Origin of the sequence: Paenibacillus silviterrae (assembly GCF_030167925.1) — a bacterium.
In the GTDB taxonomy this organism is placed as follows: Bacteria; Bacillota; Bacilli; order Paenibacillales; family NBRC-103111; genus Paenibacillus_G; species Paenibacillus_G silviterrae.
This window is the reverse complement of record NZ_JASKUT010000002.1, coordinates 1,659,231-1,685,916: the sequence shown is the minus strand read 5'-3', so window position 1 is coordinate 1,685,916 and position 26,686 is coordinate 1,659,231. Positions and strand designations below refer to the sequence as shown.

The following is a 26,686-nucleotide window of genomic DNA, read 5'->3' as shown; positions in this document are numbered from 1 at the left end:
CGATTGGTTAAGCTAATAAGAGCACACGGAGGATGCCTAGGCACCAGGAGCCGAAGAAGGACGTGGCGAACGACGAAATGCCTCGGGGAGCCGTAAGCAGGCTTTGATCCGGGGATGTCCGAATGGGGAAACCCGCGTGAGGTAATACTCACGTACCATGTAGTGAATACATAGCTACATAGGAGGCAGACGAGGGGAACTGAAACATCTAAGTACCCTCAGGAAAAGAAAACAAAAGTGATTCCGTCAGTAGCGGCGAGCGAAAGCGGAACAGCCCAAACCAAGGGGCTTGCCCCTTGGGGTTGTAGGACGTCAATGTGAGTGCAGGTTGGTAGGCGAACAGGTCTGGAAAGGCCGGCCAAAGTGGGTAACAGCCCCGTAACCGAAAGCAACCGAGACTCTAGACGGATCCTGAGTACGGCGGGACACGTGAAACCCCGTCGGAATCCGGCAGGACCATCTGCCAAGGCTAAATACTCCCTGGTGACCGATAGTGAAGCAGTACCGTGAGGGAAAGGTGAAAAGAACCGCGGGAGCGGAGTGAAAAAGAACCTGAAACCGTGTGCTTACAAGAAGTCAGAGCTCGTTAATGAGTGATGGCGTGCCTTTTGTAGAATGAACCGGCGAGTTACGTTTACGCGCAAGGTTAAGGTGAGAAGCCGGAGCCGCAGCGAAAGCGAGTCTGAATAGGGCGACTAAGTACGTAGACGTAGACCCGAAACCGTGTGATCTACCCCTGTCCAGGGTGAAGGTGCGGTAACACGCACTGGAGGCCCGAACCCACGAATGTTGAAAAATTCGGGGATGAGGTGGGGGTAGCGGAGAAATTCCAATCGAACTCGGAGATAGCTGGTTCTCCCCGAAATAGCTTTAGGGCTAGCCTTGGGATTGAGAGTCGCGGAGGTAAAGCACTGATTGGGTGCGGGGCCCGCCAAGGGTTACCAAGTCCAGTCAAACTCTGAATGCCGCAGACTTATGCCCAGGAGTCAGACAGTGAGTGCTAAGATCCATTGTCAAGAGGGAAACAGCCCAGATCATCAGCTAAGGTCCCCAAGTGTGTGTTAAGTGGGAAAGGATGTGGAGTTGCAAAGACAACCAGGATGTTGGCTTAGAAGCAGCCACCATTGAAAGAGTGCGTAATAGCTCACTGGTCGAGTGACTCTGCGCCGAAAATGTAACGGGGCTAAACACACCACCGAAGCTATGAGTCCAATTATGGGCAGTAGGGGAGCGTTGTAACAGCAGTGAAGGTTGATCGTGAGGACAGCTGGAGCGGTTACAAGTGAGAATGCCGGTATGAGTAACGAAAAGACAAGTGAGAATCTTGTCCGCCGTAAGCCTAAGGGTTCCTGAGGAAGGTTCGTCCGCTCAGGGTAAGTCGGGACCTAAGGCGAGGCCGAAAGGCGTAGTCGAAGGACAACAGGTTGAAATTCCTGTACCACCGTGAACCGTTATGAGCAATGGGGTGACGCAGAAGGATAGTGACGCGGACTGATGGATGTCCGTCCAAGCAGCGAGGCTGGTTAGTAGGCAAATCCGCTAATCGTAAGGCTGGGCTGTGATGGGGAGCGAAATTCAAGTAGCGAAGGTCATGAGTTCAAGCTGCCAAGAAAAGCCTCTAGCCAGGGAGAAGGTGCCCGTACCGCAAACCGACACAGGTAGGCGAGCAGAGCATGCTAAGGCGCTCGGAAGAACTCTCGTTAAGGAACTCGGCAAAATGACCCCGTAACTTCGGGGAGAAGGGGTGCCTCGGTAGGGTGAATAGCCCGAGGGGGCCGCAGTGAAAAGGCCCAAGCGACTGTTTAGCAAAAACACAGGTCTGTGCGAAGCCGCAAGGCGAAGTATACGGGCTGACGCCTGCCCGGTGCTGGAAGGTTAAGGGGAGCGGTTAGGGGTAACCCGAAGCTGTGAACCGAAGCCCCAGTAAACGGCGGCCGTAACTATAACGGTCCTAAGGTAGCGAAATTCCTTGTCAGGTAAATTCTGACCCGCACGAATGGCGTAACGACTTGGGCGCTGTCTCGACGAGAGATCCGGTGAAATTTTAATACCTGTGAAGATGCAGGTTACCCGCGACAAGACGGAAAGACCCCATGGAGCTTTACTGCAGCTTGATATTGGACTTTGGTACGATCTGTACAGGATAGGTGGGAGCCTAGGAAGCCGGAGCGCCAGCTTCGGTGGAGGCGCCGTTGGGATACCACCCTGATCGTATCGGAGTTCTAACCTGGCACCCTGATCGGGTGCGGGGACAGTGTCAGGTAGGCAGTTTGACTGGGGCGGTCGCCTCCTAAAGAGTAACGGAGGCGCCCCAAGGTTCCCTCAGAATGGTTGGAAATCATTCGAAGAGTGCAAAGGCATAAGGGAGCTTGACTGCGAGACAAACAGGTCGAGCAGGGACGAAAGTCGGGCTTAGTGATCCGGTGGTACCGAATGGAAGGGCCATCGCTCAACGGATAAAAGCTACCCTGGGGATAACAGGCTTATCTCCCCCAAGAGTCCACATCGACGGGGAGGTTTGGCACCTCGATGTCGGCTCATCGCATCCTGGGGCTGAAGTAGGTCCCAAGGGTTGGGCTGTTCGCCCATTAAAGCGGTACGCGAGCTGGGTTCAGAACGTCGTGAGACAGTTCGGTCCCTATCTGTCGCGGGCGTAGGAAATTTGAGAGGAGCTGTCCTTAGTACGAGAGGACCGGGATGGACGTACCGCTGGTGTACCAGTTGTCTCGCCAGAGGCACGGCTGGATAGCCAAGTACGGAAGGGATAAGCGCTGAAAGCATCTAAGCGTGAAGCCCCCCTCAAGATGAGATTTCCCAGTATGTAAGACCCCTTGTAGACGACGAGGTAGATAGGTTCGGGGTGGAAGCGCGGCAACGTGTGGAGCTGACGAATACTAATCGGTCGAGGGCTTATCCTACATTAGACAAATTGCTAGCGAAGACATCTCGTTTGGGAGCGACTTTGTGCGAAGCACAACGGAGTGATAAAATGAGATTGTCGGAGCGTTGTTTCGAATCCAGTTTTCAAGGCGCAAGTCGCTTTGAACAACAACCTAGATGTTTCTTGGCAGAAGCATCACGTTTGGTGATGATGGCGGAAGGGAACCACGCGTACCCATACCGAACACGACTGTTAAGCCTTCCAGCGTCGATGGTACTTGGACCGAAGGGTCCTGGGAGAGTAGAACGTCGCCAAGCAAAGAGTCCTTTGGGACACCGGAGGACTCTTTATTATGCCTTACCCGAATGACTCCGGATGGAAGAATTCGGACTTGCAAAGAGAATGACAACATGATATATTATGACTCCGCCGCTTGAGAGAGCGCAGCGGAACGCAACAAACATCGTGGATCTGACCTCGCAGGAATACCTCTTGGGATGGAAAAACAAAGAGTTGCAAAACATAATGAAATGTGCTACATTCCTTAAGCAGTGAAATTGCCCTTTGAAAACTGAACAACGAGAGAGTGAAATACAACGAATCGAAAGATTCGTGCTAGCTTTGAACATGAGCAAGTCAAACTACTTTAATGGAGAGTTTGATCCTGGCTCAGGACGAACGCTGGCGGCGTGCCTAATACATGCAAGTCGAGCGAGGGTCTTCGGACCCTAGCGGCGGACGGGTGAGTAACACGTAGGCAACCTGCCTGTAAGACTGGGATAACTACCGGAAACGGTAGCTAAGACCGGATAGATGGCTTCTCCGCATGGAGAAGCTTGGAAACACGGCGCAAGCTGTGGCTTACAGATGGGCCTGCGGCGCATTAGCTAGTTGGTGAGGTAACGGCTCACCAAGGCGACGATGCGTAGCCGACCTGAGAGGGTGATCGGCCACACTGGGACTGAGACACGGCCCAGACTCCTACGGGAGGCAGCAGTAGGGAATCTTCCGCAATGGACGAAAGTCTGACGGAGCAACGCCGCGTGAGTGATGAAGGTTTTCGGATCGTAAAGCTCTGTTGCCAGGGAAGAACGTTCCGGGGAGTAACTGCCCTGGAAATGACGGTACCTGAGAAGAAAGCCCCGGCTAACTACGTGCCAGCAGCCGCGGTAATACGTAGGGGGCAAGCGTTGTCCGGAATTATTGGGCGTAAAGCGCGCGCAGGCGGTCTTTTAAGTTTGGTGTTTAAGCCCAGGGCTCAACCCTGGTTCGCACTGAAAACTGGGAGACTTGAGTGCAGGAGAGGAAAGTGGAATTCCACGTGTAGCGGTGAAATGCGTAGAGATGTGGAGGAACACCAGTGGCGAAGGCGACTTTCTGGACTGTAACTGACGCTGAGGCGCGAAAGCGTGGGGAGCAAACAGGATTAGATACCCTGGTAGTCCACGCCGTAAACGATGAGTGCTAGGTGTTAGGGGTTTCGATACCCTTGGTGCCGAAGTAAACACAGTAAGCACTCCGCCTGGGGAGTACGCTCGCAAGAGTGAAACTCAAAGGAATTGACGGGGACCCGCACAAGCAGTGGAGTATGTGGTTTAATTCGAAGCAACGCGAAGAACCTTACCAGGTCTTGACATCCCTCTGAATGTCCTAGAGATAGGGCAGGCCTTCGGGACAGAGGAGACAGGTGGTGCATGGTTGTCGTCAGCTCGTGTCGTGAGATGTTGGGTTAAGTCCCGCAACGAGCGCAACCCTTGATTTCAGTTGCCAGCATTGAGTTGGGCACTCTGAAGTGACTGCCGGTGACAAACCGGAGGAAGGTGGGGATGACGTCAAATCATCATGCCCCTTATGACCTGGGCTACACACGTACTACAATGGCCGGTACAATGGGCAGCGAAGGAGCGATCCGGAGCGAATCCTTAGAAGCCGGTCTCAGTTCGGATTGCAGGCTGCAACTCGCCTGCATGAAGTCGGAATTGCTAGTAATCGCGGATCAGCATGCCGCGGTGAATACGTTCCCGGGTCTTGTACACACCGCCCGTCACACCACGAGAGTTTACAACACCCGAAGTCGGTGGGGTAACCGCAAGGAGCCAGCCGCCGAAGGTGGGGTAGATGATTGGGGTGAAGTCGTAACAAGGTAGCCGTATCGGAAGGTGCGGCTGGATCACCTCCTTTCTATGGAGTCCATGATGGCTGCAGGCCATCGGACATAATAGCTGACAACTGACATCGTTCCACGATGTAACAGCTGCAGCGAACTCACTCTCCTCGTTGTTCAGTTTTGAAAGGTGCAATGCCTTTCAGAACTCTTGTTCCTTGAAAACTGGATATCGAAACAAAGCAAAATGTCGAAACATCTATACGATGTGATGATTGAGCGCATGCGAGATCATCAATCTTTTAGCTGAGGTTAAGCTAATAAGAGCACACGGAGGATGCCTAGGCACCAGGAGCCGAAGAAGGACGTGGCGAACGACGAAATGCCTCGGGGAGCCGTAAGCAGGCTTTGATCCGGGGATGTCCGAATGGGGAAACCCGCGTGAGGTAATACTCACGTACCATGTAGTGAATACATAGCTACATAGGAGGCAGACGAGGGGAACTGAAACATCTAAGTACCCTCAGGAAAAGAAAACAAAAGTGATTCCGTCAGTAGCGGCGAGCGAAAGCGGAACAGCCCAAACCAAGGGGCTTGCCCCTTGGGGTTGTAGGACGTCAATGTGAGTGCAGGTTGGTAGGCGAACAGGTCTGGAAAGGCCGGCCAAAGTGGGTAACAGCCCCGTAACCGAAAGCAACCGAGACTCTAGACGGATCCTGAGTACGGCGGGACACGTGAAACCCCGTCGGAATCCGGCAGGACCATCTGCCAAGGCTAAATACTCCCTGGTGACCGATAGTGAAGCAGTACCGTGAGGGAAAGGTGAAAAGAACCGCGGGAGCGGAGTGAAAAAGAACCTGAAACCGTGTGCTTACAAGAAGTCAGAGCTCGTTAATGAGTGATGGCGTGCCTTTTGTAGAATGAACCGGCGAGTTACGTTTACGCGCAAGGTTAAGGTGAGAAGCCGGAGCCGCAGCGAAAGCGAGTCTGAATAGGGCGACTAAGTACGTAGACGTAGACCCGAAACCGTGTGATCTACCCCTGTCCAGGGTGAAGGTGCGGTAACACGCACTGGAGGCCCGAACCCACGAATGTTGAAAAATTCGGGGATGAGGTGGGGGTAGCGGAGAAATTCCAATCGAACTCGGAGATAGCTGGTTCTCCCCGAAATAGCTTTAGGGCTAGCCTTGGGATTGAGAGTCGCGGAGGTAAAGCACTGATTGGGTGCGGGGCCCGCCAAGGGTTACCAAGTCCAGTCAAACTCTGAATGCCGCAGACTTATGCCCAGGAGTCAGACAGTGAGTGCTAAGATCCATTGTCAAGAGGGAAACAGCCCAGATCATCAGCTAAGGTCCCCAAGTGTGTGTTAAGTGGGAAAGGATGTGGAGTTGCAAAGACAACCAGGATGTTGGCTTAGAAGCAGCCACCATTGAAAGAGTGCGTAATAGCTCACTGGTCGAGTGACTCTGCGCCGAAAATGTAACGGGGCTAAACACACCACCGAAGCTATGAGTCCATTTATGGGCAGTAGGGGAGCGTTGTAACAGCAGTGAAGGTTGATCGTGAGGACAGCTGGGAGCGGTTACAAGTGAGAATGCCGGTATGAGTAACGAAAAGACAAGTGAGAATCTTGTCCGCCGTAAGCCTAAGGGTTCCTGAGGAAGGTTCGTCCGCTCAGGGTAAGTCGGGACCTAAGGCGAGGCCGAAAGGCGTAGTCGAAGGACAACAGGTTGAAATTCCTGTACCACCGTGAACCGTTATGAGCAATGGGGTGACGCAGAAGGATAGTGACGCGGACTGATGGATGTCCGTCCAAGCAGCGAGGCTGGTTAGTAGGCAAATCCGCTAACTGTTAAGGCTGGGCTGTGATGGGGAGCGAAATTTAAGTAGCGAAGGTCATGAGTTCAAGCTGCCAAGAAAAGCCTCTAGCCAGGGAGAAGGTGCCCGTACCGCAAACCGACACAGGTAGGCGAGCAGAGCATGCTAAGGCGCTCGGAAGAACTCTCGTTAAGGAACTCGGCAAAATGACCCCGTAACTTCGGGAGAAGGGGTGCCTCGGTAGGGTGAATAGCCCGAGGGGGCCGCAGTGAAAAGGCCCAAGCGACTGTTTAGCAAAAACACAGGTCTGTGCGAAGCCGCAAGGCGAAGTATACGGGCTGACGCCTGCCCGGTGCTGGAAGGTTAAGGGGAGCGGTTAGGGGTAACCCGAAGCTGTGAACCGAAGCCCCAGTAAACGGCGGCCGTAACTATAACGGTCCTAAGGTAGCGAAATTCCTTGTCAGGTAAATTCTGACCCGCACGAATGGCGTAACGACTTGGGCGCTGTCTCGACGAGAGATCCGGTGAAATTTTAATACCTGTGAAGATGCAGGTTACCCGCGACAAGACGGAAAGACCCCATGGAGCTTTACTGCAGCTTGATATTGGACTTTGGTACGATCTGTACAGGATAGGTGGGAGCCTAGGAAGCCGGAGCGCCAGCTTCGGTGGAGGCGCCGTTGGGATACCACCCTGATCGTATCGGAGTTCTAACCTGGCACCCTGATCGGGTGCGGGGACAGTGTCAGGTAGGCAGTTTGACTGGGGCGGTCGCCTCCTAAAGAGTAACGGAGGCGCCCCAAGGTTCCCTCAGAATGGTTGGAAATCATTCGAAGAGTGCAAAGGCATAAGGGAGCTTGACTGCGAGACAAACAGGTCGAGCAGGGACGAAAGTCGGGCTTAGTGATCCGGTGGTACCGAATGGAAGGGCCATCGCTCAACGGATAAAAGCTACCCTGGGGATAACAGGCTTATCTCCCCCAAGAGTCCACATCGACGGGGAGGTTTGGCACCTCGATGTCGGCTCATCGCATCCTGGGGCTGAAGTAGGTCCCAAGGGTTGGGCTGTTCGCCCATTAAAGCGGTACGCGAGCTGGGTTCAGAACGTCGTGAGACAGTTCGGTCCCTATCTGTCGCGGGCGTAGGAAATTTGAGAGGAGCTGTCCTTAGTACGAGAGGACCGGGATGGACGTACCGCTGGTGTACCAGTTGTCTCGCCAGAGGCACGGCTGGATAGCCAAGTACGGAAGGGATAAGCGCTGAAAGCATCTAAGCGTGAAGCCCCCCTCAAGATGAGATTTCCCAGTATGTAAGACCCCTTGTAGACGACGAGGTAGATAGGTTCGGGGTGGAAGCGCGGCAACGTGTGGAGCTGACGAATACTAATCGGTCGAGGGCTTATCCTACATTAGACAAATTGCTAGCGAAGACATCTCGTTTGGGAGCGACTTTGTGCGAAGCACAACGGAGTGATAAAATGAGATTGTCGGAGCGTTGTTTCGAATCCAGTTTTCAAGGTGCAAGCCACTTTGAACAACAACCTAGATGTTTCTTGGCAGAAGCATCACGTTTGGTGATGATGGCGGAAGGGAACCACGCGTACCCATACCGAACACGACTGTTAAGCCTTCCAGCGTCGATGGTACTTGGACCGAAGGGTCCTGGGAGAGTAGAACGTCGCCAAGCACGAGCTCCCACGTTTGTGGGAGTTTTTAGTTTCAAGGGCCCTTAGCTCAGCTGGTTAGAGCGCACCCCTGATAAGGGTGAGGTCGGTGGTTCGAGTCCACTAGGGCCCACCAAACACTCGACTAATTATCGAGCTGTAACAAGTTCGAGTTCTGTTCGGGAAGCCATATATGGAGAAGTGTCCGAGCTGGCCGAAGGAGCACGATTGGAAATCGTGTAGGCGTCACAAGCGTCTCGAGGGTTCGAATCCCTCCTTCTCCGTTGGAAGACCCGTTGGTCAAGGGATTAAGAAGCTTCGATAGCGATACTTCGCATCTCATCAGGCATTGATGAGTATCCCCCACGGGCCACCACATATCTGGAGGCTTAGCTCAGCTGGGAGAGCATCTGCCTTACAAGCAGAGGGTCGGCGGTTCGATCCCGTCAGCCTCCACCATATAAGAAATACACGACGCGGGGTGGAGCAGCCCGGTAGCTCGTCGGGCTCATAACCCGAAGGCCGCAGGTTCAAATCCTGCCCCCGCAACCAATTATCACGGAGCCGTGGTGTAGAGGCCTAACATGCCTGCCTGTCACGCAGGAGACCGCGGGTTCGAATCCCGTCGGCTCCGCCATTTCACACGGAGGCTTAGCGAAGTGGCCAAACGCAGCAGACTGTAAATCTGTTCTCGTACGAGTTCGGTGGTTCGAATCCATCAGCCTCCACCAGTTAGTTTTTGACTCCCTTACTTTTATGGCGGTCGTGGCGAAGTGGCTAACGCACCGGATTGTGGCTCCGGCATTCGAGGGTTCAATTCCCTTCGATCGCCCTTTCTATTGATGGGGATTAGCCAAGCGGTAAGGCAACGGACTTTGACTCCGTCATGCCTAGGTTCGAATCCTAGATCCCCAGTTTATCTTATGAGTCATTAGCTCAGTCGGTAGAGCACCTGACTTTTAATCAGGGTGTCGTAGGTTCGAGTCCTACATGACTCACTTTTTATGCGGTTGTGGTGGAATGGCAGACACGCTATCTTGAGGGGGTAGTGGGCGTATGCTCGTGGAGGTTCGAGTCCTCTCAACCGCACCATCAACTATATATGCAGTCGTGGCGGAATTGGCAGACGCGCTAGATTCAGGTTCTAGTGGTGTAACAGCCGTGGAGGTTCGAGTCCTCTCGACTGCATCTTTGCGGAAGTGGCTCAGTGGTAGAGCATCGCCTTGCCAAGGCGAGGGTCGCGGGTTCGAGTCCCGTCTTCCGCTTTGGTTTTTCTTTTGGCACCATAGCCAAGTGGTAAGGCAGAGCTCTGCAAAAGCTTTACCCCCAGTTCGAATCTGGGTGGTGCCTTTCTTTCAAGTGCCCTTAGCTCAGCCGGATAGAGCGTTTGACTACGAATCAAAAGGTCGGGAGTTCGAATCTCTCAGGGCACGCCATAAATAAGCCGGTATGGCGGAATTGGCAGACGCGCGCGACTCAAAATCGTGAGGGAAACCGTGGGGGTTCAAGTCCCTCTACCGGCATATATTTCGGGACGTAGCTCAGCTTGGTAGAGCACCTGGTTTGGGACCAGGGGGTCGCATGTTCAAATCGTGTCGTCCCGACCATGTGCGGATGTAGTTCAATGGTAGAACTCCAGCCTTCCAAGCTGGTAGCGTGGGTTCGATTCCCATCATCCGCTCCAATACATACAAAAAATACAGCCGCGGAGGTTATCCGCGGCTTTTTTGATTTTCTGCGCGTCTACCCGGTCGGAGTCTGGTCAGAACCAGGAAACTCGGGAATAACGTTACATTCTTACTGTTTACATGCTGCAGCGGCTTTCAATCGTACAAAACGGCAATGTCGATTTGACGAAGCCGTTCTTGATCGGCAGTCAAGTCGATCTCGGTGAGCTTGCCATCCGCTGTTTTCCAGCCCACTTCCGAAAAAATCATCGGTATCCCGGTTAATAATATGTAAACTAAGGAGATGGTTGTTGTGAGTACGAGTTTGATCCCTTTTCTTGAAATGAACGGCAGCGCTAATGAGGCTAACGATTTTTACGTGAATACGCTGGATGCCAAGGTTGTATATGCACTGCGATTTGGCGATATGCCGGGAAATCCGGACGCTCCGCTGCCTCCTGAAAACAAAGACTTGATCAACTTCGCCATCTTAAAGATCGGCGATTCGGAGCTTCAGCTCACCGACCACTATACCGGAAGAAGCTAGCGGAAGGGAACGCAAGTGACCATCGTTGTTCAAACCAACGACAAAGAGGAAGCTACCCAATATTTTGAGGCATAGAAAGAGGGCGGTCAAGTCAACGAACCTCTGCAAGCAAGTTTCTTCAGCCCCGCTTATGGCAATGTAACTGATAAATTCGGTGTCACCTTCCGGATCCTAGCCAAAGGTCGCCAGTGAACATTCCCCTCAAAGTTCTTTTGACTTCCGGCGCCGCCAACAAATGATTACCAAGGGCATGGCAACTACTGTGAGGATCATCCCAAGCACCCGAAATCCCCCGAAGCTGAACTTATCTCCCATTACGATGCCAATCAGCAACGAAGAGAGAATGGTTCCCAGGTATCTTGATGTATTGAATAATCCGGAGGCTACACCGATTAATTCCTTTGGGGCACTTTGGAACAAAGCCGCTTGCATACCGACATTGTTCAACCCGTTGCTGACACCGAATGCAGCTAAAGCCAAACACACACTGATAACCGATGAAGCTTGATTCAATGTCACGATCCATACTGACCCCAAGGTCATCAGGATTGCCGATACGAGCAATGCCGGACGGGGTCCTGACTTATCGATCCATCGTCCTGCCAGCGGAGAAGCAATGAGCGAGCACAAGCCCAAGTTTAACATGAGAATCCCTGTATGGAGCTCGCTGACGTGACGTACTATTTGCAAATAAGAGGGAAGCCCGAAAAAGACCGTGTAAAAAAGTACATTAACAAGCATGAATTCGGCATTGATCCAAGTCATCGCTGGATAGTTTGCAAATGTGCGCAAAGGAATAAAGGGCGAAGCCGTTTGAAGCTCATGCCGAATGAAAGCTCCCAGTAGAGCAAGCCCTATCATTCCGATAACGACACTTGTTAATGAAACTTGTTCGGATGATTTTACCGACAATAGTCCAATGAGCAGGGCAACCAGCCCTAAAGTGAAGAGCAGGATTCCAGAAGCGTCAATGAGTTCAAGCCATTTATGCAAGGGCTTGTTACGTGCAGTGGATGTTGTCGGTTCGTCCTTAGGAATTGTAATGGAAGCGAATAGAAAGCTTGCCGCCACGAAAGGAATATTGACGAAAAAAATAGCAGACCAGTCCCACCAGTGGATCAACATCCCGCCAACAAAGGGTCCGATAGCTGCCGCTCCGGATAGGAATACGGATAAAACCGACAGCGCAGTCGCTTGGTTCTCTTGAATATGAATTCGTACAATTGCCATTCCAACCGCAACCATCATACTTGTCCCGATGGATTGTACAATACGAAAAACGATGAGCCACCCAAAGCTTGGCGATAGCGGTGCTAATAATGAAGCAACAAAGGCTACAACAAGTCCGGTAAGAAATATTTTCTTGCGGCCGAATAAGTCGCTGGCCTTTCCCATGACGGGCTGCGCGACAGCGCTTGCGATGTAGAAAGAAAAAATAATCCAGGAAACAACAGTGAAGTCAAGCTGGTACACATTCTGCAGCCTTGGAATAGCAACGGAAACCATTGAAGAATTTAATGGATTGAGCAGTATCCCCAGTCCGACGGAAATCATTAGCTTTCTGCTGCGAGCATTCATTTTGAGTCCCCCCTAATGTCCTGATGACATCGTACTTGAAACGGAATATTTATTCCAACGCATTTCATGTTATAATTTCATAGACTTGAAGGAATAAGCGGGGAGACCAAATGGAACTTCTTCAATTGCAGTATTTTCTCACAGTTGCACGATTGGAGCATGTCACTGAAGCGGCTCGAAGTCTGCACGTTACTCAATCGTCGCTAAGCAAAACGATTCAACGTCTGGAGGAGGATCTAGGGGTCCCTCTATTCGATCGGACAGGGAGGAAGCTGCGGCTTAATGAGTTCGGAAGCAAATTCCTTCGCCGCGCGGAAAGAGCTTTGTTTGAATTGGAGCAGGGGAAGCAGGAAATTAGCGATTTGTCGAGCCCGGAATACGGCACAATTGAGCTGGCGGTAACAAGCGCAAGCGCGCTGCCCAATATCCTTCGAGAGTTTCGGAATAAGCATCCCCAAATCCAATTTCACGTGCAAATGCTGACCACACAAGAAATGGTTACGCTTCTTCATCGAGGAGAGGTCGATTTCTGCTTATCTTCACCCCCGATACAAGGGGAAGACATTGAATGCCAGATCGTGTTCATCGCCCCTATTCTTGTAGCTGTACCCAATGGGCACCGACTGTCAGACCGAAGCAGCGTTTCCCTGGCGGAACTTAAGGATGAATGGTTTGTCGGCGTAAAGAGAGGCTACCGTGTCCGCGATTTAGTAGACTCCGTATGCCAATCAGCTGGGTTTACTCCTAACTATGTGTACGAGGGAAATGAACCTGCCAGGCTAACAACTCTTGTGGAAGCCGGGATTGGCATAGCCTTCATACCAGGTACGGCAATGAATTCGAGGGAACCTATCCGCTATCTTCGAGTTGAGGAGCATGAATTGGCGCTTGAAATTGCTTTATTATGGAACAAAAATCGGTATATTTCACGGGCAGCTCTGGAATTCCGTGACGTAGTTTTGGGGTATTTTGGGCGGATGTCCAAATCGGATCATATTGACTAAGACATACATATGAAAAAAATGCAGCCCGTTCTGTTCCTGAGGGGAGCTGCATTTTTCGTTATGGCCTTACTTTAAGAAATCTCCTTCGCTGCGGCGGAGGAGTAGAGCGGCGTAGGCTGTCTCAGTCTGGAGAGCCAAGCGACAAGCACGGCCAGCTCTGCCAGAATGCCAGCTGATTGCGCTAGCGCACCAATGACGCCATTCCAACCCGGGGTAACCCAGACGCCGAGTAGAAGCACAATGACGGTAATGGTAATGTTGGAGCCTTGAGACCAGACCATGATAGAGGTTTGGCCGCGCAGCAAGACGATTCCGTTGCAAAAGTCGACCCAAGGAAATACCAGTGCGAACAGAGCAAATATACGGAGCGCCTCATGGGTTGCGTCCAGCAGCTCCCCGTTAACTCCTACGAGGTTTTGCAACGCCCACGGTCCGGCGGGTGTAAAGCCCAGCAAGATCAGCGCACAAACGGGAATAAGTCCGACTATGAGACAAAAACGGTAGACAAGACGGGAAGACTTATTGAAAAAATTCAGCACTATCTGATGCATATACGTCTGGAAGCTGATCGCGAGCCAGGTTATGCTGAAGGCCAAAGAATAGGAGGCGACGGCCAGCTCCATGTTCGACGTTTGTCCAAGGAGTACATGAATTGCCGGTGTTACGCTAACCGCGAAGAACACGGAAATGAGCATGGGACGGTAAAAGGTAAAAACACCCCGGAGATCACGAGATTCCCCCTCCGTTGCATGCAGAGGGAGCTTCTTGACGAGCAAACGCCCTTCACCGTAGCTTACAGCCGCTTCGATCATCATCCCCGCCAAGAATATGAATGCCCCTGATCTTCCGTCGATAGCCTGCGGATTGTGAATATATAGCAGCGATAAGCCGTACATGACGGATAGCCGGACAACCATAGCGATCGTAAGCCATTTGGTCCGCATATGTGAAATAAGGATTCCTTGGTATATACAGCGAATTACGGAGAATATCGTTACGAACAGCAGGATGCGGTAGGTGCTGAGAATATCCTTTTGAAGCTCGACATCCACCCCGAACACATAGCTGAACAGATAAGCTCCAACCGGAGTGTAAGCGACCGTGAAGGAGATAACAAGAATAAACATGATCAAGAAGAAAGCGAGAAGCAGGAGCGCCCGGAAGGTTCTCCTGTCTCTGACTAATGCGGTACATGTTTGCCTCATCAATACAGCGGCTTCTTCCGTCAAGCCAAATATACTAAAGGCCATGGCATAGCCTGTAATGACAAGCTCCGGACGTGTAGCTGCGTGGGCCAATGTACTATTGATAATGACATGCGATAAGGAGATGAGCAGCGCGGAAAACCCTAGCGGCAAAAAAAACAGAAGCATTCCGCTTAAGCGAACCGATTGGTTTTGTTCGACCATGACCCTTCCTCCCTGCAGATGCTGTACATTTACCGGTGTCCGGCGAGCGCCTTGTCCTTAGGCAGGAAGATTGTCAGTAATCCGATCAAAGGCAGATACGCGCACAGCTTCATAATGAACGCGATGCTTGTAACATCCGCAAGCATGCCTAGCAGCGCAGATCCCAATCCCCCTAATCCAAACGCCAATCCGAAAAAGAGCCCCGACACAAGTCCAACCTTCCCGGGAAGCAATTCATGAGCATAGACGACGATTATCGAGAAAGCGGAAGATAAGACAAGGCCCGCAAAAACACATAGTACACCCGACCAGAATAAATCCGCAAAAGGTAAAAGGATAGAGAATGGCGCCGTTCCCAGTATTGAGAGCCAAATAATATTTTTGCGCCCGAAGCGGTCGGCTAGCGGCCCGCCCAGGAAGGTTCCGGCTGCGGCAGCCGCCAGGAACGCAAACAGGTACATTTGAGACTGCTCTACGCTGACTCCGTAATCCTTGATCAGGTAAAAGGTATAGAAGCTGGTTATGCTCGAGATGTACACGTTTTTGGAAAATACGAGCGCGATTAAGATGGCCATAGCCAGCCTAATCTGCTGTTTGGATAACAACCCCGACTTCCGTTCGACGGTTTGTTTAGAGACCGGAGATCGCGGCCGGACTTTTTGTCCGCTATACCATCTAGCCACGTAGAATTGTATTCCGATAGCCGCCAGCGCAGCGATGGAAAACCAAATGACGCCAAATTGACCAAGCGGTACGAAAATAAGGGCAGTCATAATCGGGCCCAAGGAACTGCCGATATTTCCTCCAACCTGAAAAATGGATTGAGCCAACCCCCGTCTATCTCCAGCAGCCAAGTAAGCGACGCGGGAAGATTCCGGGTGAAACACGGCCGAGCCGATGCCGATGCAAATAACCGCAAGCACAATGTAGACAAAACTGGGTGCTATCGATAAGCCCACAACTCCTGCTAACGTGAAGCAAACGCCGAAAGGAAGAATATACGGCTTTGGTCTGGCATCGGCATAAATGCCGATGAAAGGCTGGAGCAGCGATGCGGTGATGTTCATAGCAAAAGCAATGAAACCAATTTGGGTGTAGCTGAGCTGAAGAGATTTCTCGAGAATCGGAAATAAGGCGGAAATGGCGGACTGCATGGAATCATTCAATAAATGCACGATGCTGACGGCAAACAAGATAGGATAAACGGTAGCAGCTGCCCCTAACCCTGGTTGACGAATAGTATTTGCTTGTGCTTGCACGCGGCTCCCTCCATATTCGTATTAAAAGTTATCCAAGCTATGGTAATTTCCGGCTTCATCCAAGCTTACAACGGAATAACGGGAGAATCAATAAAATAAGTGTTTTTATGATGGAGTCCAGGTTTCGGCACAATTACCAATGGGTCGTACAGCGGTATCCTTTGTGCTTGAACTATCCCTTACTTGACAAGACACCATTTAGTGTCTTATAGTTAAGACACTAAATGGTGTCTAATGATGATCTAAAGGGGAGGCTGATGATGAACGCAAGCGCACCAACGCATGATATTTACGATGCTATTGCTGATCCGACCCGTCGCAAGCTCATTCGTCTATTGGCGGATGCGGATGAACTGCCGCTCAACCAGCTGACAGCCCATTTCTCAATGGGCCGCACCGCGGTTGCCAAGCATTTAACGATTTTGAAGGAAGCTGGCCTCGTGATCGATCGCAAAGTCGGCCGGGAAACGCGCAACCGCCTGAATCCCACACCGCTGAGAGAAATTCAGGATTGGCTATCGTACTACGAAAAGTTCTGGACAACCAATCTGCAAAAATTGGATTATTTATTGAGGGAGGGACAATCATGAGCAAGAATCTTTCACTGGAGTATCAATTTAACAGTCCCATAGAAAAAGTATGGACCGCCCTTACCGATTCAGATACATTGGCCAAATGGGTTATGGACAACGATTTCAAACCGATCGTAGGCTATCGTTTTCAGTTCCGCCAGCAACCGTATGGCGACTGGGACGGCATCATCCATTGCGAAGTGTTGGAGGTTGACGAGCCGCACCGTTTGTCTTATACCTGGGTCAGCGGCGGAGAAAATACCACGATCACCTGGACATTACAAGAAGATCAAGACGGAACCGTTCATTTGCATCTTAATCAAACTGGCTTCAGCAAAGACCAAGCGCTTGGAGGCGCAAAATATGGTTGGACGAGCATGTGTGGAAAGCTTGAAAATGTGTTGACCGAATTGTAATCCAATTTTGATGAATTGAACCGAAGAGGTAAATGGAGGAATGGAAATGTCCTATATCGTTGATTTTAAAACCGTGTCTACGGTTGGTCTGGAGTCTTCACCTGTAGTAGATGCGCTTGCTGGGTTGCGTGCTAATGAAGCTCGTTACTTTATGAACAAATACAAGCATGAATTTACGGTAGTACCGGCTAGCGAGAGCCAAGAGACCCTAGATTATGTAAACCGGATTTTGAAAGAAGAACGTGGTATTGAGTTTGCGGCCAAACCTCTAGAAACATCGCGTTTTCAGGTGGAAAATATCAAATGGGCCTTCGTCTTTTATGAGGATGGTCTAGGGGTTAACGTCATGTATACGGTTGATGACCCTAAGAAACGGGCCGTTGGTTTTAAGCTTTCGGAGGGTATGGAGGTACCGAAGGAGTTAGAAGAGAAGTTTAAGTTTGCTAGACAGAAGTCTAAACTAGCTGGAACCATTCGAGGTTCGTTTTTTGTAATTAAAGGAGAATATTAAAATAAGCCAAAGGCGCTCTTCAAAAATGTCCAATTTCTCATTGTTCCTACAGAGAAGTTGGACTTTTTAATATCTGTCCGTTGGAAGGAATATCCTTTTCGTTCGAGAACTATAATAATTTGATTCATTCAATCTGTAAATGGTGGTGATTTGATGATTTCCCATAAGCTAAAAGTTATTGAACAAATGGTCGAAGGAAATGGGTTATCTGGTGAGTATGAGGAACTATTGATTCTAGGAGTGTCTATTGATTCCAGATCAGTACAATCAGGTAATCTCTTTATCCCGATCATAAGGCAATTAGAAGGTCACGATTATGTGGAAGAGGCAATAACCAAAGGGGCAATGGCGTCTTTATGGCAAAAGGATCATCCAAACCCACCGGTTCATTTACCTCTAATCTATGTAGACGATTGCTTAGAATCACTTCAAATGCTAGCAGCAAATTATCGCAAAGAGCTGCCGATCAAAGTAATTGGTATCACGGGCAGCAATGGTAAAACAACTACAAAGGATATGATCAGTTCAGTCCTAGAGACTAAATATCGGGTTCATAAGACCGTAGGTAATTTAAACAGCCAAATAGGCTTACCATTAACGATTTTAGAAATAGATAAGAGTACTGAGGTTGCCGTCGTTGAAATGGGAATGAGCGAACGTGGTCAAATGGGTCGACTCTCCCTTATTGCCAAACCGGACATAGCTGTCATTACCATGATTGGCGTTTCTCATTTATCAAGTCTTGGGTCCCGGGAAGAAATTGCTGCCGCGAAATTAGAGATTATTGATGGTTTGCAAGATAACGGAATATTGATATACAACGGAGATGAACCCCTCTTAACGAATCGGGTTAAAAGTACTAAAAACGAAAAACCGATTTGTACGACCACTTTTGGCCATGGGGAGGATAATGACTTTTATTTTACAAACAAAGTAACGCAGCAGGAGGGTTCCTTATTTACGGTTGAAGATAATAATTTCTTCATACCTCTTCTGGGCGCGCACAACGTTATAAATGCAGTGGCCACAATTGCTGTTGCAACAAAAATGGGATTGAGTCCAACTGAAATAGATATGGGTTTTCAATCCTTGAGAGTAACTAGCATGAGAATGGAGAAGATTCTGTCCACTTTGGGGTTTACCATTATTAATGATGCTTGGAACGCAAGTCCAATTTCAATGAGCGCGGCTATAAAAACGTTTGAAGAATTAACAGGCTACTCAAGAAAACATTTGGTCTTAGGTGACATGCTGGAACTTGGTGAACAAGAGCAGGAGTTTCATCGTGACATTGGGCGAATGATTGATCCGGTTAAAATAGATTTTGTCTATACAGTCGGGAAACTCAGTAAATATATTGCTTCTGAAGCGGAGAAGCGATTTCCTGTTGGCGGTGTCCAAGCATTTAACGACAAGAAGGAGTTAGCGCAAGTACTGAAAAATAGGGTGCTGCCAAACGATGCGATAATGCTGAAGGGATCAAGGGGAGTACAATTGGAGTCAGTGCTGCCGAATTTATTGTAAACGGAAAATGATACTGGAAAAGAGGAAAATTAAAAGCCGCGTCGTAATTTACTTGTATTAACATACGAAGGCGAGCGAATTCAGATGAGGGCATGGGTAAAGCACCAAGATCCGAACAACAAATATGGCGCAGCATTTACACTTGGCGACAGAAGTTGTAAAATTCCTCCAGGAGCGGTCATTTCCGTTACCCTTGGCGAAAGGTTTAACATCCCAAGGTTAATGTTAAACGGGATATTGAATCAATTTATTATGAAGGCGATGAAAAAAAACGACGATTTGCTCTATGCCGAATTAACCGGTCAGATGCAGGGCGGGATCGGTCAAACGATGACCGTTTGGCGGGATGGCAAGCGAATGCACAAGTTTCGTACGAGTGGTTCCCATAACTTTGCTCGTAAATTTTTCAGCTGGGTCTTTTACAGCGGGGAAGTACAGTCTTACTTTTTAACGTGGCAGCATAGCGGCGAGTTGCCATCTACGGAGAAAATCACCTCTTTTGTCAAGACATACGGGCGCCATTTCGATGGAGGCAAGCTTGTGAAGAGTGCGAATCCTCCCAAAGCATCCGAGAATATGTACGACGCAATTTGAATCATTTTTGACTGTACCGGCGATTCAAAGTAAATGCTTTCAAAAACGAGAACGATAGCTGAATACGGTTACACTATGGAGCTGCGGCGGAACGATGCTGGCAGCCCCATAAAGCGATTGGGGAGTTTAGACGAATAGCTGGGTCTGAAAATGGAATTGAAGCGGTTGTGTGGTATGCGTATTTTTGTGCAATATAAATTTTATTCAACTAAAGGAGTGTGAAACCATGGAGCGCACACAGATTCCTGTTAGATCGTTTAACCCGAAACGTCCGGGGACCCTTGTCGGCATCATGATGACCGTATCGGAATATCTTGGCGCCCTTTACGGAAGTATAGCGGAGACAAGGATCGCCGATTCTTACGGTCCTTGTGCCGATTGTAGTGGAACCGTTGCACCGACTGAGATCGACCACGGTCGAATGATTGCCCCCGAGCTGTCGCTCAAGAATGGTGCCGTCCTCTTATGGGCCGGTACGCATTGTGCGCCGGTTCCCAGAATCAAGCAGCTGGCGGCGATGCTTGGAATCGATTATGTGAGGCCGCTCGAAGAGCAGGATCCGGGGTTTATTTCCGTCCTACTGTATGGATATGACAAGGAACCTGTTTCGTTTGTGTATAATCAAAGGCTTCGTAGGGACTATTACCGCGGCTGCGTATCCGATCTTCAATCCATGATCAATAAACGCACGACCAGCAAAGGCAATCTGAAGATGATATCGTTTTTCTCCAAACAACCAGAGTGTTCGGCGTGCCGGGGAACTGGGTTGAGCAAAGGCGTGTCGGATATATACGCCGGCGGCCTCACACTTGCTGAGGTCAATAAATTACCGATCGACGAAATGCTCTTCTTTATTAATGGCCTACGGCAGTCAATAGAAGGGCATGAAGCCGAAATCGCCGAACCCATTTTCATCCATCTTGCCCCAATGCTTCTCTATTTGAGCAAAATCGGACTCCGGACGCTGCCTCCGGTCGTAGCGTGGCGCGGTCTTCCTTAATAGTTTTGGTGCATATGGTTATAATTGGTGAATCCTATCTGTGGAGGACGACGGTATGGACAAAAATTCTGATTATAGAACAAACATGATAGGCGGTCGCGAGGTTGGAGCCGTTTCGGTAGACATGGATAAGAGTATTATTCATGAAATAAATAGCTTATTTTGGAATACAACAGGAAATGATGTTTTAGGAGCAACCGCACTTCCGTTTTATGGAGCCTTTGTCTCGGAAGAAAAGTGCCGGCTTTTTGGCGATGTCTCAGGGAAAAAAATGCTAGAAATAGGCTGTGGAAGCGGTCAATCCTTGCAGTATCTTGGGGAACGCAAAGCATCTGAACTATGGGGGATGGATATATCGGAAAACCAAATCGAAAAGACAAAGCAGCATTTGACAGCGTGCGGTCTTTCAGCAACATTAATCTGTTCTCCCATGGAAGAAGAATGCGGCATACCAAAGGATTATTTTGACTTTGTTTATTCGATTTATGCCATAGGCTGGACAACCGACCTTGAGGGGACTTTTCGCGGTATTGCTTCTTACCTTAAAAAAGACGGGATATTTATTTTCAGCTGGTCTCACCCGATACACAAATGTGTTGCTGTAGACAATGATAGTCTTGTTTTTAAGAAATGTTATTTCGATGAATCTTGGTATTCGGTAACTCTTGGGGAAAGTACACTCACATTATCGGACCGTAAACTATCAACCTATGTAAATGCGTTAGCAAAAGAGGGGTTTGTCATTGAACAAATGATTGAGGAATCTGATGATGAAATTATGCAATCGAGAAAAAACGGCGATTTTTCAAAAAAAGCAAAGATGCTTCCTGTAACCTTTGTAATCAAGGCACGAAAACTATAAAATGCGAAAAACCACCCACTCCGTCTAAGCAGTGGGCTGTGATGATTTGCCGTGCTTACCTTAGTCTCGCTGCCCATGCTGTCACAATTGAGAATGTATCCGTAGAGCAAAGGCATTATTCATTTACTCTGCGGATCCGGATGGCCATTTGATCGATTTTATTCTCGCGAAGAACGATTTGAGGGAGGAATACTTTGTGGCAGTCAATGTAAAAAATTATGCGGTTGTCCAATTGCCGGTTCGTGATTTGGAAGCTTCCGTGAGGTGGTACAAGGAGATGCTTGGCATTCCGTTCACGTTCGAATATACCCCGGGCGACCAAGAGGCGTGGCTCAACGTCGGAGGTGTCGGTTTAGGGCTTATTCGCTGCCCGGAGGTGCCGAAATTAGACTTTACGAACAGCCGGGGGCAGCTTCAGCCGATTATCTCGCTTCAGGTGGACGACATTCATGAAGCGTATGAAGCGTTAAAGAAGAAGGATGCCGCAGTTGGCGAAATGGTGTACAAGCCCCAAGGTGGTTACAGTTTTACCTTCCGCGACCCGGACGGACATATGGGCAATATGTGGGGCGGATGGCCAAAGGAAGAAGGCTAGTTATTACAGGACAGCCTAAGAATGGGTGGTTCCCGTCATCTGAGAATGAAAGGGACCACCCCTTCTTGACGTTGCGAAGCATCTTCTCTTGAATTATTCTGAGCTAGGCGGTATAAGGGGTGATGAAGTGCGTAGAAAAGAAGTTCTGTTTTTCGTTCTCATTCTGATCGGTCTGCTTCTCATATCCAACACCCACCTTGGCTATTCTTTCGGAGACAGTATATTCAGAATGGCTGGAGTACCACCGTGGACCAATGCTGAGTACGATTCGGGGCTGCATATCTCGGTTACTGTCGGAATGCTTGTCATTATTACTGGTTACATTGGTGCGGTGAAATATTATCAAGTACGGTTTCCCAAAATTCGAAGCCGGATCGTACTGAGCTGTATCGCATTCCCGTGTCTGTTTCCGATCGTGATCGAGCATGCCATGCTTCTTCTGCATTATCATTCCGATTCCGTTGCTTCCGTCGATTTTTCCAAAAATAACAGCCAGTGCAGCTATCGATCGGAGAAAGCGAGTACGAAAGCTGAATGCACCCTTACGCTGGTCAACTTTGGGAAGGAAAAGGATGTAACGCTTAGGCTTTATCTCATACGAAGTTCATCGAAGGTCAAGTTCGAACCGATAACGATTAAGCTTCCGGCTCATCAGAAAGTCAGTGTCGGCACGGCATTTGAAGGCAAGCTGCTGGAAGGAACAGGCTTTTCCGGTTGGTCGAACGATATCGGTATTGAAATTGAAGTCGATGGCTTGAAGAAAAGGTACGGCAAAGAATAACTAGTTGTGTGGGGAACCGAATCGAAGGAGCAAATTAGAGAAAGGAACGGTTCGTCCCTGGCGGAAATGAGCTGTTTTTTTGCATTATTTCGCGGGCAGCGAGTCGGGCGAGAGTAGCGAATAGGCTGAATCCGCGGCTTGTACTATTATCGTATAATGACTTTTTCGTCCTTTTTTTAAACGATATTTAAACTGTTTTGTGTCACAGCTCGTAAAAAGAAACATTTTGTGTAGAGAGACGTATAAGTCATTGTGGTATTTTTTGGAACATGTGGTAGATTGCATAAAATACTACACTAGCTCGATCCTTAATCGATAGCGCTATACACAGAGAGCAGTTCGGCGCGTGCAGCTTCATCGTTAGGAGGAGGAGAAGTGAACAAGTTTGTGTTTTATATAGTTGCAAGTGTCGTTTGCATACTAACACCCTTTTTGGGTCTACTGTATGGTTTGTGGGATAGCCATCAACCCAAAATTGGACCTGTAGGAGATGGAAAAGCAATTTACCCTACTCTGCCGCAATTGATACCTCTTATATGTTGTTTTCTTACTGGAGTGTTAAACTTACCTATTGCCATTATGCGATACAGACAAAACAAAAAGAATCAAGAAGATAATAATAATTAGGGCATTTGCTACGCTATCAGAGAACGATAGCAACTTCTGATAACAGGAGCCATGATATCTTTAGCTATTTTAATCGTCGCTGCTTTATATGTACCCAATATCACTGTATGGAGAGGCTCTAAGTTATGGTTCGCTGTTTTTGGTACAAAAGATATGGGCAACGAAGTTGTACAAAGTTTTTTTAGGTTTTCCATTTATAGTGGGTGTTGTCCTTTCAGTTCTTGGCTTACTTGTGTTGGTAATTGAATATTTCAAACATGAATAATGGCATCAAACAAATCAATGAAATATGCTCGCTCCAACTGGATTTTGCGCGGCTGCTTTTTAGTGAATATGTTAACTCGGAGCATAACTTAAGAAAAACTTGATTATAAAATTCCATATATTTTAATTTTCAATATTGTAAATAAAATTATTCTAGGTTTACATTACAGTTATTATGTTCGTCGAAATAGCAAACTTACTGAAAAGTAAGGACGCAAAGCTACGGGCCTATCCACGGCAGCCGGGTTGCCGACAGCAACCTCTTGTATAAGGTGATGACTGCGACAATGAGTGAAAAAAAAGGTTTATCGGATCTAGATGAAGATTTATTGATCAAGGCTTATAGAGATGCTGTAAGATTGAAATTACATAAAGATTTTATTTCTTTACTCCTGGAAGAGATAGTTCGACGGAACATTGAACTAAAAAGCATAAGGGAAAGGAGATAGCTCAAACATAACACGACGGCAGCCGACTAAACGACGGCTGCCGTCGTATTTTATACATATATATTGACAGTCGATATATCGTTAGTTATTATATCAACATACGATATAGTTGTGGAGAACGGAGGCGACACGTTGGAGAACACTAGGGATATGCTGCCCTTGACCGAAGCGTTTTACTACATTTTGGTTTCGCTGTATGCATCTCCTGCACATGGATACGGCATGATGCAGGACGTGGAGAGAATGAGCGGGGGCCGCGTCAGAATCGGGGCGGGAACATTGTACACGGCGCTCAATAATCTGATGAAAAAAGGACTGATCGTCCCTTCAGACGAAGTTGAGGTGGATTCGCGCCGCAAAACCTATGCGATTACCCCTCTTGGCAAGAAAGTCGTGATGGCGGAAATGGAGCGAATGGAAGAACTGTTACGCAACGGACGAAAGGTCACAGAATTAGGGAGGAATGGTACATGAGTAAGGTTGCTCGGCTCGCCAAATCGATATACAAAAACCGATTTTCTTTCGTTTGGAACTATAAGCGCGACGAAGTTTGGTTGACCGGCTTGTCGGCACAGGGGCTTCATCTGAACCGTCCGGGAGTTATTCGTTACCGCTTCGATTACGATCCGAGCGTTCGGTATGAGTATCGGATGGATTATCAGGATACGATGAACGTTAAGCAGTTGGAAGAATATTGCGAGCTTTATGCGGATGCCGGCTGGGAGTATGTGGGGACTTGTGTCAATTGGCGGTATTTCCGGAGGCCCTATCTAGAGGGGGAGACGATCGAACTGTACAGCGACAAGGAATCGATTCGATCGTTTTACCGAAAAGTCCAGAAGACGCTTGGAGTCGTAGCTTTAGCGAACTTGGCGCTATTGCTAGTGAATTCCACACACTGGATCAGCGGCTGGTCGGGGGAAGGTCGGATTTCAACCTTCATAGGCGCGTTGAACGTAATTCAATTGCTCTGTACGTTGCTGCTCGGCTATGGGGTGCTGAGATTTCAGAAGCTGATCAAGCTGCATACCGACTAAGGCAACATTTTTATTAAAGACGGAGTTGCCCATAATTTCATTGAAGTAAAGAACGATTTACATCGAACAGGTACAAGGAAAGGGCAGTACTGACATGGAAAAATTAACAGATGTAGATAAGTTGGAATCATTGAAATCTTTGCAATCGACGATCAGTAAACTCGAGAATGCGATTTCCCAAATGACGGATAATGGTACAAATACGACCCTAGCGAAGAAACGACTCAAGGCTGTTTGCATCGGCTTAGCCGCGCTGGAAAATATTTGGAATCAAAGCTCCCATCAATATACTCAGGAAGATGTAAGAGCTGCCCGCAATGTTATTACTGGTTTATTACCATCCATTAATAATAGTTTTACTAAGTCAAAGACAGGCAGTCCCCAAAGAACACTTTTAGCAAGAAGAATAAAAGCGTTGGAACTAGCTGTTCAAGCGATTGACGTGCTTTCCGTTGAATAACATGTATGCTTTGTCACTAAAAAGGGTACGCAGGAGTTGAAAGGCTGCAGCAAGAGAATGATCGAGTCAGCCTGTTTTTATAGTAGTTCTTGAGGCTACTTGCCGGAACTATGCATGGCTGTATCAGGCCGAGCCGAGGTTGGAGATAAATTTTGCGTAAATTTTCTGAGTAAACCATTTACAGAAAAGTGTTAACAGAAATAATCCTACAAACGAGTATGAATGTGTCCAGGGCTTATTGATTACAAACATATCACTTGAAATAAAAAGTGGCTCTACGATATAGGCAAAAAAGGCGGAGCATAACAGGGTCGCCAATGCATACCTCTTCCAATCTCTAAATGCCGAATAGATTAACATGAAGCTTACAGGTATGACGCTTAAATCTGCAGGGAATAACGGAGGAACCATAGGAACTAATTTAGTGGGATAAGCCCATAACAAAAGATCTACACCTATAACATCCCAGAACGTTGCCATTACGCCCAAAATCAAACCATACGTATAGACCAAAGATGGCTCTTTTCTTGGCAGGAAATACTTGTACCAAAAGACCCATGGAAGTATGGAGGCAGCAAAGAGAAGCCACCACTGCCATGAGAATAAATCATCACCATACCAGTGTGCAATGCTGATGTCCCTAAGAACCTTTCTAAGTTCCTGTATTTGGTCGAAAGAAGGAATGGATTCCAAAGTAGTCACTCCGCATAAATGAGAATAAATGTAGTGTTGGATATAAATGGTTTTTTTATTCTCAAGTATTTGAGGATCAATGGTTTCCGAATTTTCCACTATCAAAGAAGCCGCTAATTGATATGTAAATGACAATACTAAAACTTATGATCCCAAATGCATTCCAGAGTAAATGTACCATGGGAACCACTCCGCTCTAAGTTTATTAGTACTATTATACTATATAACTAGAGACAATGTCGAATTATAGGTGATTCATCCTGGCGTTAGAGACGGTATCCGGCATTATGGAGAAATGGAACAACGGTGCATTTTTGAGGTTCAAAGTATGTAAGCTTTGTGAAGGGGGTACTTCTACAAGGAGCACCCCC

20 protein-coding genes, 17 tRNA genes, 5 rRNA genes and 1 riboswitch are annotated in these 26,686 nt (G+C 48.5%); of the genes, 38 read left to right on the top strand and 4 right to left on the bottom strand.

What is annotated here, in order from left to right:
• Positions 1-5: 5 nt before the first annotated feature.
• From QMO62_RS30365 to QMO62_RS33290, 23 genes are all read left to right on the top strand, one after another.
• Positions 6-2,918: ribosomal RNA gene (locus QMO62_RS30365) — 23S ribosomal RNA — on the top strand.
• A 163-nt stretch (positions 2,919-3,081) separates the two neighbouring features.
• Positions 3,082-3,198: ribosomal RNA gene (gene rrf / locus QMO62_RS30360) — 5S ribosomal RNA — on the top strand.
• Between the two features lie 329 nt (positions 3,199-3,527).
• Positions 3,528-5,062 (top strand): 16S ribosomal RNA (locus QMO62_RS30355).
• Between the two features lie 233 nt (positions 5,063-5,295).
• Positions 5,296-8,209: ribosomal RNA gene (locus tag QMO62_RS30350) — 23S ribosomal RNA — on the top strand.
• Between the two features lie 163 nt (positions 8,210-8,372).
• Positions 8,373-8,489: ribosomal RNA gene (gene rrf, locus QMO62_RS30345) — 5S ribosomal RNA — on the top strand.
• The 16S, 23S and 5S rRNA genes sit together here with 17 tRNA genes alongside, the layout of an rRNA operon.
• Before the next feature lie 36 nt (positions 8,490-8,525).
• Positions 8,526-8,602, top strand: a tRNA-Ile gene (locus QMO62_RS30340).
• A 59-nt stretch (positions 8,603-8,661) separates the two neighbouring features.
• Positions 8,662-8,750, top strand: a tRNA-Ser gene (locus tag QMO62_RS30335).
• 99 nt (positions 8,751-8,849) lie between these two features.
• Positions 8,850-8,925 (top strand) — tRNA-Val (locus tag QMO62_RS30330).
• A 16-nt stretch (positions 8,926-8,941) separates the two neighbouring features.
• A tRNA-Met gene (locus QMO62_RS30325) sits at positions 8,942-9,018 on the top strand.
• Positions 9,019-9,026: 8 nt separating this feature from the next.
• Positions 9,027-9,103: transfer RNA gene (locus QMO62_RS30320), tRNA-Asp, on the top strand.
• An 8-nt stretch (positions 9,104-9,111) separates the two neighbouring features.
• Positions 9,112-9,197 (top strand) — tRNA-Tyr (locus QMO62_RS30315).
• Positions 9,198-9,225: 28 nt separating this feature from the next.
• Positions 9,226-9,298 (top strand) — tRNA-His (locus QMO62_RS30310).
• Positions 9,299-9,309: 11 nt separating this feature from the next.
• Positions 9,310-9,381, top strand: a tRNA-Gln gene (locus tag QMO62_RS30305).
• 10 nt (positions 9,382-9,391) lie between these two features.
• A tRNA-Lys gene (locus QMO62_RS30300) sits at positions 9,392-9,464 on the top strand.
• Positions 9,465-9,472: 8 nt separating this feature from the next.
• Positions 9,473-9,558 (top strand) — tRNA-Leu (locus QMO62_RS30295).
• A 12-nt stretch (positions 9,559-9,570) separates the two neighbouring features.
• Positions 9,571-9,654: transfer RNA gene (locus QMO62_RS30290), tRNA-Leu, on the top strand.
• Positions 9,655-9,659: 5 nt separating this feature from the next.
• Positions 9,660-9,731, top strand: a tRNA-Gly gene (locus tag QMO62_RS30285).
• 14 nt (positions 9,732-9,745) lie between these two features.
• Positions 9,746-9,816: transfer RNA gene (locus QMO62_RS30280), tRNA-Cys, on the top strand.
• 9 nt (positions 9,817-9,825) lie between these two features.
• Positions 9,826-9,902 (top strand) — tRNA-Arg (locus tag QMO62_RS30275).
• Positions 9,903-9,909: 7 nt separating this feature from the next.
• A tRNA-Leu gene (locus tag QMO62_RS30270) sits at positions 9,910-9,989 on the top strand.
• 7 nt (positions 9,990-9,996) lie between these two features.
• A tRNA-Pro gene (locus QMO62_RS30265) sits at positions 9,997-10,073 on the top strand.
• Positions 10,074-10,076: 3 nt separating this feature from the next.
• Positions 10,077-10,150, top strand: a tRNA-Gly gene (locus QMO62_RS30260).
• Positions 10,151-10,446: 296 nt separating this feature from the next.
• Positions 10,447-10,680: a VOC family protein gene (locus tag QMO62_RS33290; RefSeq protein WP_348651740.1), complete on the top strand. Its 234-nt coding sequence runs from the start codon at positions 10,447-10,449 to the stop codon at positions 10,678-10,680.
• A 201-nt stretch (positions 10,681-10,881) separates the two neighbouring features.
• Here QMO62_RS33290 and QMO62_RS30250 read toward each other — a convergent pair whose 3' ends face one another.
• Positions 10,882-12,258, bottom strand: coding sequence for an MFS transporter (locus QMO62_RS30250; protein WP_284646191.1), 1,377 nt, complete (start codon positions 12,256-12,258; stop codon positions 10,882-10,884).
• Positions 12,259-12,368: 110 nt separating this feature from the next.
• Between QMO62_RS30250 and QMO62_RS30245 the strand changes: the two genes are divergently transcribed.
• On the top strand, positions 12,369-13,262 hold the full coding sequence (locus QMO62_RS30245) for a LysR family transcriptional regulator (RefSeq protein ID WP_284646190.1): 894 nt from the start codon (positions 12,369-12,371) through the stop codon (positions 13,260-13,262).
• A gap of 71 nt (positions 13,263-13,333) precedes the next feature.
• On the opposite strand, the gene QMO62_RS30240 is transcribed toward QMO62_RS30245, so the two are convergent.
• Together QMO62_RS30240 and QMO62_RS30235 are read right to left on the bottom strand one after the other, a co-directional pair.
• Entirely contained in the window at positions 13,334-14,671 is a 1,338-nt protein-coding gene (locus QMO62_RS30240) for a multi antimicrobial extrusion protein MatE (RefSeq protein ID WP_284646189.1), read from the bottom strand.
• Positions 14,672-14,700: 29 nt separating this feature from the next.
• Entirely contained in the window at positions 14,701-15,930 is a 1,230-nt protein-coding gene (locus tag QMO62_RS30235; RefSeq protein ID WP_284646188.1) for an MFS transporter, read from the bottom strand.
• 260 nt (positions 15,931-16,190) lie between these two features.
• Between QMO62_RS30235 and QMO62_RS30230 the strand changes: the two genes are divergently transcribed.
• From QMO62_RS30230 to QMO62_RS30165, 14 genes are all read left to right on the top strand, one after another.
• Positions 16,191-16,520, top strand: coding sequence for an ArsR/SmtB family transcription factor (locus QMO62_RS30230; protein WP_284646187.1), 330 nt, complete (start codon positions 16,191-16,193; stop codon positions 16,518-16,520).
• Positions 16,517-16,918 (top strand): SRPBCC family protein, encoded by a 402-nt coding sequence (locus QMO62_RS30225; protein ID WP_284646186.1) that lies wholly within the window; start codon positions 16,517-16,519, stop codon positions 16,916-16,918. The genes QMO62_RS30230 and QMO62_RS30225 overlap by 4 nt, the downstream gene beginning before the upstream one ends.
• 46 nt (positions 16,919-16,964) lie before the next feature.
• Positions 16,965-17,429, top strand: a complete 465-nt coding sequence (locus QMO62_RS30220; RefSeq protein WP_284646185.1) for a DUF8821 family protein — start codon at positions 16,965-16,967, stop codon at positions 17,427-17,429.
• Between the two features lie 153 nt (positions 17,430-17,582).
• A complete protein-coding gene (locus QMO62_RS30215; protein ID WP_284646184.1) occupies positions 17,583-18,953 on the top strand; it encodes a UDP-N-acetylmuramoyl-tripeptide--D-alanyl-D-alanine ligase in 1,371 nt (456 codons plus the stop codon).
• A 222-nt stretch (positions 18,954-19,175) separates the two neighbouring features.
• Positions 19,176-19,547, top strand: coding sequence for a hypothetical protein (locus QMO62_RS30210; RefSeq protein WP_284646183.1), 372 nt, complete (start codon positions 19,176-19,178; stop codon positions 19,545-19,547).
• 226 nt (positions 19,548-19,773) lie between these two features.
• Positions 19,774-20,547, top strand: a complete 774-nt coding sequence (locus tag QMO62_RS30205; protein ID WP_284646182.1) for an excinuclease ABC subunit UvrA — start codon at positions 19,774-19,776, stop codon at positions 20,545-20,547.
• Positions 20,548-20,602: 55 nt separating this feature from the next.
• Positions 20,603-21,409 carry a class I SAM-dependent methyltransferase gene (locus QMO62_RS30200; protein WP_284646181.1) on the top strand — a complete coding sequence of 269 codons (807 nt, stop codon included), beginning with the start codon at positions 20,603-20,605 and terminating at the stop codon, positions 21,407-21,409.
• A 196-nt stretch (positions 21,410-21,605) separates the two neighbouring features.
• The gene (locus QMO62_RS30195) at positions 21,606-22,004 is read left to right on the top strand and encodes a VOC family protein (protein WP_284646180.1); all 399 of its coding nucleotides are present in this window, start codon (positions 21,606-21,608) and stop codon (positions 22,002-22,004) included.
• Between the two features lie 127 nt (positions 22,005-22,131).
• Positions 22,132-22,785, top strand: a complete 654-nt coding sequence (locus tag QMO62_RS30190) for a hypothetical protein (RefSeq protein WP_284646179.1) — start codon at positions 22,132-22,134, stop codon at positions 22,783-22,785.
• A 375-nt stretch (positions 22,786-23,160) separates the two neighbouring features.
• A complete protein-coding gene (locus QMO62_RS30185; RefSeq protein WP_284646178.1) occupies positions 23,161-23,412 on the top strand; it encodes a hypothetical protein in 252 nt (83 codons plus the stop codon).
• A gap of 443 nt (positions 23,413-23,855) precedes the next feature.
• Positions 23,856-23,930, top strand: a riboswitch (cyclic di-GMP riboswitch).
• Between the two features lie 21 nt (positions 23,931-23,951).
• A complete protein-coding gene (gene sda / locus QMO62_RS30180; protein WP_348651745.1) occupies positions 23,952-24,125 on the top strand; it encodes a sporulation histidine kinase inhibitor Sda in 174 nt (57 codons plus the stop codon).
• A 132-nt stretch (positions 24,126-24,257) separates the two neighbouring features.
• On the top strand, positions 24,258-24,599 hold the full coding sequence (locus tag QMO62_RS30175) for a PadR family transcriptional regulator (protein WP_372516748.1): 342 nt from the start codon (positions 24,258-24,260) through the stop codon (positions 24,597-24,599).
• Positions 24,596-25,162: a DUF2812 domain-containing protein gene (locus tag QMO62_RS30170; protein WP_284646176.1), complete on the top strand. Its 567-nt coding sequence runs from the start codon at positions 24,596-24,598 to the stop codon at positions 25,160-25,162. Before QMO62_RS30175 ends, QMO62_RS30170 begins: the two co-directional genes overlap by 4 nt.
• Positions 25,163-25,256: 94 nt before the next feature.
• Positions 25,257-25,622 (top strand): hypothetical protein, encoded by a 366-nt coding sequence (locus tag QMO62_RS30165; protein WP_284646175.1) that lies wholly within the window; start codon positions 25,257-25,259, stop codon positions 25,620-25,622.
• Between the two features lie 123 nt (positions 25,623-25,745).
• Here the strand turns inward: QMO62_RS30165 and QMO62_RS30160 are convergent, their stop codons facing one another.
• Positions 25,746-26,450, bottom strand: a complete 705-nt coding sequence (locus tag QMO62_RS30160; RefSeq protein WP_284646174.1) for a CBO0543 family protein — start codon at positions 26,448-26,450, stop codon at positions 25,746-25,748.
• Positions 26,451-26,686: the final 236 nt, after the last annotated feature.

Excerpts from the sequence above, each read along its gene's own strand:
- QMO62_RS30250 (WP_284646191.1), bottom strand. The coding sequence starts at position 12,258 with ATGAATGCTCGCAGCAGAAAGCTAATGATTTCCGTCGGACTGGGGATA.
- QMO62_RS30245 (WP_284646190.1), top strand. The coding sequence starts at position 12,369 with ATGGAACTTCTTCAATTGCAGTATTTTCTCACAGTTGCACGATTGGAG.
- QMO62_RS30240 (WP_284646189.1), bottom strand. The coding sequence starts at position 14,671 with ATGGTCGAACAAAACCAATCGGTTCGCTTAAGCGGAATGCTTCTGTTT.
- QMO62_RS30230 (WP_284646187.1), top strand. The coding sequence starts at position 16,191 with ATGAACGCAAGCGCACCAACGCATGATATTTACGATGCTATTGCTGAT.
- QMO62_RS30225 (WP_284646186.1), top strand. The coding sequence starts at position 16,517 with ATGAGCAAGAATCTTTCACTGGAGTATCAATTTAACAGTCCCATAGAA.
- QMO62_RS30220 (WP_284646185.1), top strand. The coding sequence starts at position 16,965 with ATGTCCTATATCGTTGATTTTAAAACCGTGTCTACGGTTGGTCTGGAG.
- QMO62_RS30215 (WP_284646184.1), top strand. The coding sequence starts at position 17,583 with ATGATTTCCCATAAGCTAAAAGTTATTGAACAAATGGTCGAAGGAAAT.
- QMO62_RS30210 (WP_284646183.1), top strand. The coding sequence starts at position 19,176 with ATGTTAAACGGGATATTGAATCAATTTATTATGAAGGCGATGAAAAAA.
- QMO62_RS30205 (WP_284646182.1), top strand. The coding sequence starts at position 19,774 with ATGGAGCGCACACAGATTCCTGTTAGATCGTTTAACCCGAAACGTCCG.
- QMO62_RS30200 (WP_284646181.1), top strand. The coding sequence starts at position 20,603 with ATGGACAAAAATTCTGATTATAGAACAAACATGATAGGCGGTCGCGAG.
- sda (WP_348651745.1), top strand. The coding sequence starts at position 23,952 with ATGACTGCGACAATGAGTGAAAAAAAAGGTTTATCGGATCTAGATGAA.
- QMO62_RS30170 (WP_284646176.1), top strand. The coding sequence starts at position 24,596 with ATGAGTAAGGTTGCTCGGCTCGCCAAATCGATATACAAAAACCGATTT.
- QMO62_RS30165 (WP_284646175.1), top strand. The coding sequence starts at position 25,257 with ATGGAAAAATTAACAGATGTAGATAAGTTGGAATCATTGAAATCTTTG.